The sequence below is a fragment of the Arthrobacter sp. QXT-31 genome (genome assembly GCF_001969265.1).
GTDB lineage: Bacteria > Actinomycetota > Actinomycetes > Actinomycetales > Micrococcaceae > Arthrobacter.
Map to the genome: position 1 here is coordinate 4,656,710 of NZ_CP019304.1, position 12,114 is coordinate 4,668,823.

Here is a 12,114-nt window from a genome sequence, read left to right on the forward strand (position 1 = left end):
CGTCCGGCAAGGTTGGGAGGTGCCTGACTTCCGACTCCCGCCGCCGCTGCTGCCGCAGTTGCGCGGGATGACGCATCAGAACCTTACCCGGATTCTGCCCGGCCTGTTGACCGCCGTGGTGGCGCTGGCCTTCGCGTTCGCCATCCACGCCGCCGTTCCGGCACTTCCGGCCATGACGCTGGCCGTGGTGCTCGGCCTGCTGGCAGCCAACCTGCCCGGCACGGCGGTGTGGACTGCCGGCCGTGCGCGGCCGGGGCTGGACTTCGCCGGCAAGCACCTGATGCGCGCCGGCATCGTGCTGCTCGGGCTGAAAGTGAGCCTCGCGGACGTGCTGGGCCTGGGCTGGCTGGCCCTCCTGCTCATCGCGGCCGTGGTGGTGGCCAGCTTCGCCGGCACCTACGGAATCTCCCGGCTGTTCCGCCTTCCCGCCGACACAGCGCTGCTGGTGGCCACCGGGTTTTCGATCTGCGGCGCCTCGGCGATCGGTGCCATGGCCGCGGTACGGCGGATCAGCCACCGGGACACGGTCCTGCCCGTGGCGCTGGTGACACTCTGCGGGACGCTGGCCATCGGCGTGCTCCCGCTGCTGGTGCATCCGCTGCAGCTGGGCACCGAGGCCTTCGGCGCCTGGATCGGCGCCTCCGTCCACGACGTGGGGCAGGTGGTGGCCACAGCGCAAACCGCAGGCCCGGCGGCACTGGCCCTCGCCGTCGTCGTCAAACTCACCCGGGTGATCCTCCTGGCACCCATGGTGGCCATAGCGGGGGCAGAGCAGAGGCTCCGGCACCGCCGGGAGGCCGGCCGGACCGGCGGTCCCACCCCGGGGAGGCCTCCGATCATCCCGCTGTTCGTGGCCGGATTCGTGGCGATGGTGGCGCTCCGCTCCAGCGGCTGGCTCTCCGCCGGCTGGCTGGAGGCCGCTGCCGGCTTACAGGACGTGCTGCTGGGCGCTGCCCTCTTCGGGTTGGGGTCGGCGGTGCGGATCCGGACCCTGCTGCACACCGGGGCGCGGGCCGTGCTGGCTGCCCTTGCGGCGTGGCTGCTGATCGCAGTCCTCGGGCTGGCAGCCGCGCTGCTCATGGTCCAGTAGCACGCTGCATCCGGCAGCCCCATGATTCAGCAGCCCGCGTGATTCAATAGCTTGGTGCCGAACCAGAATCTCCAGCGCAGCGAAGCGGCAGAGCGGTCCGCCCTGATCACCACCCACAGCTACGACGTCTCGCTCGACGTCCGCGGCGCACCGGATCCGGACACGGCCGGCTACACCAGCCGCAGCACCATCGCGTTCTCGGCGGCGCAGCCCGGAGCATCCACCTTCCTGGACTTCATCGCCGGTGACGTGCACAGCGTGGTCCTGAACGGCGCGGAGCTGGCCGTCCCGGAGGTGGTGGACGGGGCACGGATCCGGCTGGACGACCTGCAGGCCGAGAACCGGGTGACGGTCACCGGAACCGCCCTCTACAGCAGCTCGGGCGAGGGCATGCACCGGTTCTTCGACCCGGCCGACGGCCAGTGCTACCTCTACACCCAGTACGAACCCGCCGATGCCCGCCGGGTCTTCGCGAACTTTGAACAGCCCGACCTCAAGGCCCGGTTCACGTTCTCCGTCATCGCACCGGCAGGCTGGGAAGTGGCCTCCAATGGCGCCGAGGCAGCGCGCCTGCCGCTGGCGGACGACGCCGGGGCGTGCCGCTGGGATTTCCAGCCCACCCTGCCCATGTCCACCTACATCACTTCGGTGCTGGCCGGTCCCTACTTCAAGGCCGAGGACCATTGGAGCAGGACGGACGACGGCGGAGCCCGCCTTGACGTGCCGCTGGCACTTTACTGCCGGGCCTCCATGGCGCCCTCGTTCGATGCCGCCGAACTGTTCAGGCTAACCAAGCAGGGGCTGGAATTCTTCAACGGGCTGTTCGACTATCCGTATCCCTGGGGCAAGTACGATCAGGCGTTCGTGCCCGAATATAACCTCGGGGCCATGGAAAACCCCGGCCTGGTCACCTTCACCGAGAACTATGTGTTCACGTCCCGCGCTGCGGATTCCCAGTACCAGGGCCGCGCCAACACGCTGCTGCACGAGATGGCGCACATGTGGTTCGGTGACCTTGTGACCATGCAGTGGTGGGACGACCTGTGGCTGAAGGAATCCTTCGCGGACTACATGGGCACGCTTGGCGTGGACCGGGCCACGGACTGGGACACCGCGTGGGTTAACTTCGCGAACAACCGCAAGGGCTGGGCCTACGTCCAGGACCAGCTGCCCACCACCCACCCGATCGTGGCGGACATCCCGGACCTCGAGGCGGCCAAGCAGAACTTCGACGGCATCACCTACGCCAAGGGCGCCTCCGTCCTGAAGCAGCTCGTGGCCTACGTCGGCTTCGACGCCTTTATCGCCGGCTCGCGGCAGTATTTCCGGGACCACGAGTACGGCAACACCACGCTGGCGGACCTGCTCGACGCCTTGAGCGCGGCGTCCGGCCGCGACCTCGCCACCTGGGCCAGGCAGTGGCTCCAGACCTCCGGGATCTCCACCCTTCACGCCGAGGTGGAGCCGGCTGCGGCCGCCGACGGGCAGGCCGTCCTGGAGCGCGTCACCCTGCTGCAGGATGCTGCCGATCCTGTCACCGGCCGCCAGGAGCCCCGGCCGCACCGGCTGCGCCTGGGCCTGTACAACTTCGACGGCACCGGCGCGCTGGTCCGGACCGATTCCGTGGAGACCGACCTGATCGGCAAAGCCCAGGACATCGGCGTCCTGTCCGGAAAGCCGCGGCCGGCCCTGCTGCTGGTCAATGACGACGATCTGAGCTACGCCAAGGTCCGCCTCGACCCCGTATCGGAGGCCACCGTCCGTTCCTCGCTGGACCGGATCAGCGACCCCATGGCCCGGGCGCTGTGCTGGTCCGCGCTGTGGAATTCGGCCCGGGACGGGATGGGACCGGCTTCGCAGTATGTGGACGCCGTTCTCCGGTTTGCCTCCGCCGAATCAGGAATCGGCGTCCTGCTGAACATCCTGGGCAACGCCACCACGGCCCTGGAGCAGTACGTTCCGGCCGGGGAACGGGATGCTCTCCGGAAGACCTTCGCCGAGGGTGTGGTGCGGGAACTCCATGCGGCCAAAGCCGGCTCGGACCAGCAGCTTGCCTGGGCCAGGACGCTCGCCACGGTCAGCCGGACCGAGGACAGCACGGCCGCGCTCCTGCGCGGCCTGCTGGACGGCAGTGAGCGGGTGCCGGGGCTGGCGGTGGACGCCGAGCTCCGCTGGAGCCTGTGGCACGCGCTGGCGGCCCGCGGCCTGGCCACGGAGCAGGAACTCGACGCCGAACTGGCAATGGACACCACAGCCTCCGGCCGGGCCGGGCATGCCACGGCGCTGGCCGCCCGGCCCGAGGCGGCGGTCAAGGCCGCGGCCTGGGATGCCGCGGTGCGCGGCAGGGAGCTGTCCAACCAGCTGCTCAGCGCCACCATCGCCGGATTCAACACGGCGCCGGAGGAACTGCTGGACCCGTTTGTAGAGCCCTACTTTGCGTGCCTGGAAAGCGTGTGGGCGGAGCGGAGCATCGAAATCGCCAGCCGGATTGTCCGCGGTCTCTACCCGGCGGTCCGGGACCTGGGCACAGCGGGAAATCCGGAGGACCATCCCGTGGTGGCGCGCACCGACCGCTGGCTCGCCGAGCACCCTGATGCCCCGCGTGCCCTGCGCCGGATCGTCATCGAACAGCGGAGCCACCTGCACCGGTCCCTGACGGCGCAGGCAGTGTCCGTGAAAACCGCATCGGTTGCTCCGTAGATGCCCTTTTGACCGCTCAGAACGGCACCTACGGAGCAGTCGATGGGAACGCTCGATCCGTTTCAGGGCACCCGGTGCAGCCACGCCTCCGTGCCGAACTTTGATGCGACGCGTTCACCGGCGGTCTGTAGCTCCTGGGCCGTGATCTCCGACGGCGTTGCGCCGTAGCGCTCGGCGAACACCTCCATCATGGCCGCCACGATTTCGGTCCGGGCCAGGCCGGTCTGGCGGCGCAGCGGATCCACGCGCTTCTTGGCGCTCGTGGTGCCCTTGTCCGAGAGCTTTTCCTTGCCGATCCGGAGCACGTCCACCATTTTGTCGGCATCGATGTCGTAGCTCATGGTCACGTGGTGCAGCATTCCACCGTTGGCCAGCCGCTTCTGGGCCGCGCCGCCGATCTTGCCCTGGCTGGTGGCGATGTCGTTGAGCGGAACGTAGAAGGCGTCGATGCCGAGCTTCTTCAGGGCGGCCATGACCCACGCGTCGAGGAATGCGTAGGAATCCGCAAAGCTGATGCCGTCCACGAGGGTCTGCGGCAGGTAGAGCGAGTACGTGATGCAGTTGCCCGCCTCCATGAACATCGCTCCCCCGCCGCTGATGCGGCGGACCACGGTGATGCCGTGCCGGGACACGCCGTCGGGATGCACCTCATTGCGGTAGGACTGGAAGCTGCCGATCACCACCGACGGTTCCTCCCAGTCCCAGAAGCGGATGGTGGGGTTCCGGCGGCCGGCGCCGACCTCCTCGGTGAGCACCTCGTCCAGCGCCACGTTCAGATGCGTGGGCAGCACTGTGGGAGGGATGATGTTCCAGTGATGGTCGGTCCAGGCGGTGGCTTTGGCCAATGCCCTCCGGACGGCGATGGCCACGGCGTCGGCCGAGAACCCGAACAGCACGGCGTCCTCCGGAAGGGCGGCTTCAACAGCGGCGGCCAGGTCGGCCGCCGTCGAACTCTCCTGCAGTCCCGTCAATGCCCCATTGATGGCCAGCAGTGCCTCATCCGGTTCGAGGAAGAAGTCGCCGCTCAGGGACACGTCTGCCAGGGCGCCGTCCGCGATGTCGACGTCCACCACCACGAGCTTGCCGCCCGGGACCTTGTACTCGCCGTGCAGCCGCGGGGCGGCGTCCTCGATTGCAGAACCTGGCGTGGCAGTCATGCCTTCCATCCTGCCCCACAAACGCGAAAAGCCCGCACCGTTGCCGGTGCGGGCTTTCCAAAGAACCTTGGGGAGAAGTGAATTACTTCTTGCCGCCGAAGCCCTTGAAGCGAGCGTTGAAGCGCTCGACGCGGCCAGCGGAGTCCATGATGCGCTGCTTGCCCGTGTAGAACGGGTGGGACTCGGAGGAGATTTCGACGTCGATGACCGGGTAGGTGTTGCCGTCTTCCCACTCGATGGTCTTCGAGGAAGACACGGTGGAGCGGGTCAGGAACTTCGTGCCGGAGGCCAGGTCGTTGAAAACAACAGCTTCGTACTTCGGGTGGATCTCAGACTTCATAATGGGACCTTTGTTCACGCAGCTGGATTTTGCCAGCTGCCAGGTATGAATGGGATGGCTTCCGCCGTGCCCCGGCCGGCCATAGGACGGCGAAAAACACAGTGGAACCAGCTATCAATCATAGCGGATGCTGGCGGAAACCAACGAACCGGCCCCTCCGGCGGGTGCAGCTTCCTCGTCCCGACTGCCGAATCTGCTTCGGTTCCTACATCCAACACCAAGAGCAGGAACACCCGGGCCTGGGAGGGTTTGCTCGCCGCAACAGCAGCGGAGGGAGTACAAGCCAAAGAAAATTGTTGACAATTGACTATCAGCGATTTAGATTCGTAGTGAATCAAAAACTGCTCCGTTAGACGGATGCAAACGGCTGACAACGGCCGAGCCACCAAACACCACTACGAAGGGACGAATCCATGGCAGAAACCAACTCCCGGCCGAAGTACATCTCTTTTGATATCTACGGCACACTGATCAACTGGGATACAGATTCCACTACCCGCCGGCTACTCGCAGGCCGTTTGCCTGATGAGCAATGGCCGGCATTCAAGAAGGTGTTCCGCGGGTACCGGTTCGACGAGGTGCTGGGCGACTACAAGCCCTACGAGCAGATCCTGCAAAATTCCTTTGACCGGGTTTGCAAGTACTTCGGCATTGGGCCGACCCCCGGTGCGGGCGCAGAGTTCGCTGACGCCGTACGCAGTTTTGGTGCCCACGAGGACGTGCCGGCTCCGCTGAAGCTCATGGGCGACAACTACAAGCTGGTGGCTCTGTCCAACGCGGACGACAGCTTCCTGGAAATCAGCATTCCCAAGCTCGGTGCAGACTTCCACGCCGGCTTTAGGAACCTCTGGGTGCTGGACCGTGGCTATGACCCCATTACCGGGGGGCTACGACTACAACACGGTTAAATCCCTGGACGAAATCAACAACCACCTCGGTCTCTGAGCCCGGTTCCTGAGGCGAAGCGTCTTTGACGATGTAAATGGCGATTTAGGTGACCGATGGCGAAACCTGGCCTCCCTCCCCCGCCCACGGCAGTAATGCTGTGGGCGGGGACACCCGCCTGTTCCGCATGCTCTTCCGGCCCCAACGCTTCACCTAACCAAGCCCGGTTTCCTGACTCTTCCCCTTTGAAAGGGTGACATGAGCACTACCCCTGACCTCACCACAATCCATACGGCGCCGCCCCATGCCAGCGGGTCCGCCGGCCCCGTCCAGGCGGCCTGGAATGCCAGTAGCGACTCTGCTTTTATCGACGCCGTCGCATCAGAGAGTGGACTGCTTGCGGAGCAGTTCCAACTCCCGGAGTCAACAGTCCTGGAACTCCTTGTAGAGTCCTACGGCCTGAAGGGGAAGCTCGTCCGGACTCCCACCGAGAAGGACGAAACTTTCCGCCTCAGGCACGGAGAAGAAACCTATCTGGTCAAGATCTCCCCACCGGACGAGGATCCGATGATCGTCCATCTTCAGACCGCCTGCATGGAGCATCTTGAACAGGCCGCCCCTGAACTGCCGGTCCAGCGCCTTGTGCGGAGCCTGGGCGGGAATCCCGAAGTCCACATCCCCGTGCTGCAAGGACCCCATGACCGGGTACTTCGGGTGATGCGCTTCATGCCCGGAATCTTGCTGGCCAACGAGGTACCGTCGGCTGTTCAGCTTCAGTTGGTTGGCTCAGGCCTTGCCCGGCTGGCCCTAGCACTGCAGGACTTCGAGCATCCTCGTGCCGACCGCCTGCTCCTCTGGGACCTCAAGCACTTCCACCGGATGCGGCCGCTTCTTGACCACGTCGACGAGAAGGAAAAACGTGACCTGGCCGAAGACATTTTCGATCAGTTCGACGAAAAGGTGGTTCCGCTTCTCAGCACCCTCACCACTCAAGTTGTCCACGGGGATTTCAGTCCGTTCAACGTCCTGATCGACCCGGACAGCCCGGACTACGTGAGCGGGATTATCGACTTCGGAGACGTCGTGCGGACTCCTGTGATCTTCGACCTCAGTGTCACCATGGCCAACCTGCTGGGAGCAGGCCCGTCCCGACCCTGGAAACCCGCACTGCATGTCGTGGACGGGTACCAGAGCATCCGTCCGCTGCCTGACCAGGAGTTGGAGGCCCTGATCGTCTCAGCGCAGGCACGTCTGCTCCTGCGGGCCCTGATCACGCAGTGGCGGGCAAGCCAATTGCCGCAAAGAAGTGATTATCTCCTGTCCCACTCCAAACCTGACTGGGACCGGCTCGCTTCCACAGCGGCCGCCCCTGCACCAAGACTGCCTTTCACATTCTGAACCAGATTCACAGCCTTCAAGGAGAAACCATGGACACTTCCCAAATCCGTAAGCCATCGCGTTCAATGGTCAATGGCTTTGATCCCAACCGCCTCGATGAACTCCCGGACCAGATGCAGAAGAACATCCGGCGCCGGGACCAGAGCCTGGGGCCCGGATACCGGCTTTTCTATGACACACCGCTGGAAGTCGTCCGTGGTAAGGGCGTGACGCTGTTTGACCGCGACGGAAATGACTATCTCGACGTCTACAACAACGTCCCCTCTGTCGGCCACGCCCACCCGCGTGTCATCGCGGCCGTCCACGAACAGATGCAGACGCTGAACACCAACACCCGCTACGTCCAGGAATCCATCCTCGATTACTCAGAGCAGCTGCTTTCCACGTTTCCCGCCGAGCTTGGCCATGTCATGTTCACCTGCACAGGTTCGGAAGCCAACGACCTCGCCATGCGCGTCGCCAAATACGCCACCGGAAACCAGGGCATCATCGTCACCTCCGGCGCGTACCACGGACTCACCACCGAAGTAGCGTCCTTCTCACCGTCCCTGGGCATCGGCGTGCCCCTGGGTGCGAACGTGCGGGTCATCGACGCCCCGGACTCCCTGCGATACCCATTGGATCAAGGGTCCCTGGAGGATCACCTGCGGAACCAGGTGCATGCGGCCGTCGCCGACCTTCACCGGCATGGCATCGGAGTGGCGGCCTTCATCGCCGACAGCATCTTCTCCTCCGACGGTGTCTTCGCCGGCCCAGCAGGCTTCCTGCGTCCCATCGTCGAGGAAATCCATGCTGTGGGCGGCCTGTACATCGCCGATGAAGTCCAGCCGGGCTTCGGCCGCACCGGTGAGGAATGGTGGGGCTTCCAGCGTCACGGAATCGTGCCGGACATCGTGACCATAGGTAAACCGATGGGTAACGGCATTCCCGTTGCGGCTGCCATCTTCAGGCCCGAACTGTTGCAGGAGTTCGGGAAAAACATCCGCTACTTCAACACCTTTGGCGGGAATTCAGTCGCGATTGCGGCGGCGCAGGCCGTCCTGGACGTGATCCGGGAGGAATCGCTCATGGAAAACGCCCTCAAGGTCGGCCGAAAGATCCTCACCGGACTCAAGGATCTCACTCAGGGTCTGGATCAGGTTGCAGAAGTCCGCGGCAGCGGCTTCTTTATCGGCGTCGACCTCGTCACGGACCAAGCCACACTCTCACCCGACGGCGAAGCCGCCGCTGGCATTGTGAACGCCCTTAGGCAGGACCGGATTCTCATCTCGGCATGCGGTGCCCAGGGCAATGTCCTGAAACTCCGCCCCCCAATGCCGTTCTCCAGCAATGATGCTGATCGTCTGCTCGAAGCAATGGGCCGTGCCTTCAAGACGCTGCGCTAGGCCCGAACGGGACGGGGGGAATCCTGCTAAACAAGCTCACTCATTCTGCGGATTACACCCGCTGAAACGATTGGAAGGATTGCACCATGAAGACCAGACACACGATCCACACCGCTGCTGCCGGACTCGCCGTCCTGCTGGCCCTTTCCGCGTGCGGCGGCGCGGCAACAGGCAGCCAGGCCACGGATATCCCGAAGACCCAGAACACTCGTGACATCTCAGAGGGTGTTCAACCGGATGAGGCCGCGGTGGCGCTGCTACCGGAGTCCTACAAGGCCAAGGGCGAACTGACCGTGGCGATGGATCTGAGCTCCCCGCCGATGACCTTCCTCGCTGAGGATAATGCAACCCCCATTGGCGTCAACCCGGACCTCGCGCGCCTTGTAGCCAAAAAGTTGGGGCTGAAGCTGAAGTTCGAGAACACGGCGTTCGACACGATCATTCCCGGAATTGACGGCGGCCGCTACGACTTCACGGCCACCACGATGTCCGCCACGGAAGAGCGGCTGAAGGTTCTGGATATGATCAACTACCTTAAGGGTGGTTCCGCCGTGGCTGTGGCCAAGGGCAACCCGCTCAATCTGGCCAATGATGCACTGTGTGGCAAAAATATCGGCGTGACCAAGGGGTCCTCGCAGCAACTGAAGCACCTGCCGAACGTCTCGAAATGGACCTGTGAGGAAAAGGGGAACCAAGCCATCAACGCCATCACGCTGCCCAACGTCCAGGAAGCCCTGACGCAACTGGACTCAAAGCGGATCGACGGCGTCTTTTACGACGCCAGTGCCCTGGCGTGGGCCAAGGAGCAGCAGCCGGGCCACTTCACGGTCCTGGAGCCGCGAATGGATACCCGCACGGACACTAACGTTGCGATGGGCCTGAAAAAGGGATCACCGTTGACACCGGCCCTCCAGAAAGCCATCCAGTCCGTTCTGGAAACCCCGGAATACAAGGAGTCGCTGGACTACTGGGGCTTGGGAGAATCAGCCATCACAGAAGCCAAGATCCGTCAGTAAGAAAACCACTAACCCCTATACAACGAATACCGGGCCGCCTCTCATATACCGGTTTTGGTCTGAACTCTCATTAAGGTTGTGCTATGAGCAGCATCCCCACGGCAGGTGACTACACTAAGGCTTCGGTCCTTGATGCGGTCCTTTCGGAGGCACCTTTGACGCGGAGCAGGCTGATCGAATTGACGCGTCTAAGCCAGGCGACAGTGTCCCGGAAGGTGGATGAGCTTCTTTTCGACGGTTTCCTCGTTGAGCAGGGAGTCGACGCAGTTGTGCGCCGCGGTCGACGCTCCACGTTTCTCGATATACCCGGCACGGCGGGACACATTGTGGGTATCTCTTTCGGAGCGCAAACCACCTGCGTCTTGGTAACGGACCTGCGAGGTCGCGAGATTAGGCATCTCATTGTTCCCAGCCACGAAGGGGGCGATGCTGAAACAACTGCCAGGTGGCTGGCGGAACTGATTGCGAAGACCAGTGATTCCGCAGAGGGACCATTGCGCCAAATCGTCGTCGGACTGCCCGGCCGTGTCCCGCATGGCGTGAGGAGGTCTGGGACACCGGAAACACGGAAGAGTTCTATTGATTCTTCTCTCCAGAATTGCCTGGAGGATCGACTGAACGCTCCCGTGAGCCTTGAGAGCGACGCCAGCGCGTCCCTCCGGGGGATCCTGAAGGATGATGCGGGCATAGGTAACGCTGCCTTGTTCATGCTCAGTACCGTGCTGACGTTCGCTAGTTGTACTGATCATGAGATCGTCCAGGGGCGTACGCCTACTTTCGGTGACCTCGGTGGTGTTCTCTACTCGGGCGTTGGCAATGAGTCCCTCGATGGGCTGTTGAGCACAAAGGGTCTCCTCCAGTTCTCCAAGGGGCGAGGGATGGAGCTGGAGCGCATCGAAGCGCTCTGGTCCCAGCCGCAGGAAGCGGCATCCCGTGCGGAGGTGATGGAGGCGTTTACGACGGCGCTCGTCACCGCTGTCGGTGCCGTTGCAGTTACGTTGGATCCGGAATCCGTGTACTTCGTGGGTCGCTTGAGTCCGCTGGTGGTTGAAGTCCTTCCCGAGGCGCGCAGGCGGCTCGAGCAAAACCTTCCCGTCGTTCCGGAGATCAGGGTCGCACCGCAAGTGCTCGGACTATCGGTGGCCAGTGGAGCAGCATATGCGGGACTGACCCTGGCACAGTCCCGGCTCCGGGAATCGGTGCTGGAGGCAAGCCGGGAGGGCCCTAGCCCGTAGCAGGCAAGAAGTACATAGTTCGACGCGTTACCTGGTCGCATAGAACGCCACGGCCGACGACGCAGCAACGTTCAACGAATCTACGCCGTTCATCATGGGGATTGTCACTCGTGCGTCGAGCAGTCGATCGGTCTCAGGCTTCAGCCCCTCGCCCTCCGTTCCGAAGACCAGGACCAGGTTCTCATGGTCCTGTGTCACCAGTTCGTCAAGAGTGATGGCTCCCTCCCCCAGAGACATGCCTGCCACGAAGTATCCCGCTTCCTTCAGCTGTTCGATAGTGGCCGGCCACGGGTCGACCCTCGTCCACGGAACTTGGAAAACGGTGCCCATGCTGACCCTGATCGAGCGGCGGTACAACGGGTCGGCGCATTGCGGCGTAACCAGTACAGCGTCGACACCGATCGCCGCAGCTGACCTGAAAACGGCACCAACGTTCGTATGATCGGTCAAGTCCTCCAGGACCGCGATTCTCGACCGATGCGGTGTCTTGGAACACCCCACGTTGGTGGGGTCCACAGTGTCCTCCGGGGCCGCCACGCCCCGGGCGCCCGCAAGCAGTTCCGGCAACGGGACCGGCGCCGGGCGGTGCATGGCTGCCATGGCGCCGCGGTGCAGGTGGAATCCGGTGATTTCCTCCAGAAGGCCGGCGCTGCCGATGTACGCGGGAACGTCCGGGTACTGCTCGAAGATGTCCGTGAGGTCCGCAACCCACTTCTCGGCCAGGAAGAAGGACCGCGGCCGGTGCCCGGCGGCGAGGGCCCGCCGCAGGACGCGGGAGGATTCGGCGATGTACATTCCCTCGGCGGGTTCGCGGAGTTTCCGCAGGTGCACGTCGGTCAGCTGCGTGTAGTCGGCGACGCGCGGATCCGCGGCAGACTCGAGGTAGTGGAAAGTCACCGGCAGTCCTT

At 63.8% G+C, this 12,114-nt stretch carries 10 protein-coding genes; 7 read left to right on the forward strand and 3 right to left on the reverse strand.

Annotation, left to right across the window (positions count from 1 at the left end):
- Positions 1 to 67 precede the first annotated feature (67 nt).
- Positions 68 to 1,090 (forward strand): YeiH family protein, encoded by a 1,023-nt coding sequence (locus BWQ92_RS21285; RefSeq protein WP_076803884.1) that lies wholly within the window; start codon positions 68 to 70, stop codon positions 1,088 to 1,090.
- Positions 1,091 to 1,144: 54 nt separating this feature from the next.
- Entirely contained in the window at positions 1,145 to 3,790 is a 2,646-nt protein-coding gene (pepN, locus tag BWQ92_RS21290; RefSeq protein ID WP_076803885.1) for an aminopeptidase N, read from the forward strand.
- A 62-nt stretch (positions 3,791 to 3,852) separates the two neighbouring features.
- Here the strand turns inward: pepN and BWQ92_RS21295 are convergent, their stop codons facing one another.
- Together BWQ92_RS21295 and BWQ92_RS21300 are read right to left on the reverse strand one after the other, a co-directional pair.
- Positions 3,853 to 4,947 carry a lipoate--protein ligase family protein gene (locus BWQ92_RS21295; protein WP_076803008.1) on the reverse strand — a complete coding sequence of 365 codons (1,095 nt, stop codon included), beginning with the start codon at positions 4,945 to 4,947 and terminating at the stop codon, positions 3,853 to 3,855.
- Between the two features lie 82 nt (positions 4,948 to 5,029).
- A complete protein-coding gene (locus BWQ92_RS21300) occupies positions 5,030 to 5,287 on the reverse strand; it encodes a type B 50S ribosomal protein L31 (RefSeq protein WP_076803010.1) in 258 nt (85 codons plus the stop codon).
- Positions 5,288 to 5,700: 413 nt separating this feature from the next.
- Here BWQ92_RS21300 and BWQ92_RS21305 point away from each other — a divergent pair, with 413 nt between their 5' ends.
- The 5 genes from BWQ92_RS21305 (at position 5,701) to BWQ92_RS21325 (ending at position 11,206) form a co-directional block, all read left to right on the forward strand.
- Positions 5,701 to 6,195 (forward strand): haloacid dehalogenase type II, encoded by a 495-nt coding sequence (locus BWQ92_RS21305; protein ID WP_236783021.1) that lies wholly within the window; start codon positions 5,701 to 5,703, stop codon positions 6,193 to 6,195.
- A gap of 235 nt (positions 6,196 to 6,430) precedes the next feature.
- Positions 6,431 to 7,570 (forward strand): phosphotransferase, encoded by a 1,140-nt coding sequence (locus BWQ92_RS21310; RefSeq protein WP_076803012.1) that lies wholly within the window; start codon positions 6,431 to 6,433, stop codon positions 7,568 to 7,570.
- A gap of 29 nt (positions 7,571 to 7,599) precedes the next feature.
- Positions 7,600 to 8,955: an aspartate aminotransferase family protein gene (locus BWQ92_RS21315; protein WP_076803014.1), complete on the forward strand. Its 1,356-nt coding sequence runs from the start codon at positions 7,600 to 7,602 to the stop codon at positions 8,953 to 8,955.
- Positions 8,956 to 9,041: 86 nt separating this feature from the next.
- Complete coding sequence (locus BWQ92_RS21320) at positions 9,042 to 9,971, forward strand: ABC transporter substrate-binding protein (protein ID WP_076803016.1); 930 nt, start codon at positions 9,042 to 9,044, stop codon at positions 9,969 to 9,971.
- Between the two features lie 83 nt (positions 9,972 to 10,054).
- Complete coding sequence (locus BWQ92_RS21325) at positions 10,055 to 11,206, forward strand: ROK family protein (RefSeq protein WP_076803018.1); 1,152 nt, start codon at positions 10,055 to 10,057, stop codon at positions 11,204 to 11,206.
- A 27-nt stretch (positions 11,207 to 11,233) separates the two neighbouring features.
- On the opposite strand, the gene BWQ92_RS21330 is transcribed toward BWQ92_RS21325, so the two are convergent.
- Positions 11,234 to 12,103, reverse strand: a complete 870-nt coding sequence (locus BWQ92_RS21330) for a TrmH family RNA methyltransferase (RefSeq protein WP_076803020.1) — start codon at positions 12,101 to 12,103, stop codon at positions 11,234 to 11,236.
- Between the last annotated feature and the right edge of the window lie 11 nt (positions 12,104 to 12,114).

Bases quoted from the DNA above. Each gene is read 5' to 3' on its own strand.
- BWQ92_RS21285 (WP_076803884.1), top strand. From the start codon at position 68: ATGACGCATCAGAACCTTACCCGGATTCTGCCCGGCCTGTTGACCGCC.
- BWQ92_RS21295 (WP_076803008.1), bottom strand. From the start codon at position 4,947: ATGACTGCCACGCCAGGTTCTGCAATCGAGGACGCCGCCCCGCGGCTG.
- BWQ92_RS21300 (WP_076803010.1), bottom strand. From the start codon at position 5,287: ATGAAGTCTGAGATCCACCCGAAGTACGAAGCTGTTGTTTTCAACGAC.
- BWQ92_RS21305 (WP_236783021.1), top strand. From the start codon at position 5,701: ATGGCAGAAACCAACTCCCGGCCGAAGTACATCTCTTTTGATATCTAC.
- BWQ92_RS21310 (WP_076803012.1), top strand. From the start codon at position 6,431: ATGAGCACTACCCCTGACCTCACCACAATCCATACGGCGCCGCCCCAT.
- BWQ92_RS21315 (WP_076803014.1), top strand. From the start codon at position 7,600: ATGGACACTTCCCAAATCCGTAAGCCATCGCGTTCAATGGTCAATGGC.
- BWQ92_RS21320 (WP_076803016.1), top strand. From the start codon at position 9,042: ATGAAGACCAGACACACGATCCACACCGCTGCTGCCGGACTCGCCGTC.
- BWQ92_RS21325 (WP_076803018.1), top strand. From the start codon at position 10,055: ATGAGCAGCATCCCCACGGCAGGTGACTACACTAAGGCTTCGGTCCTT.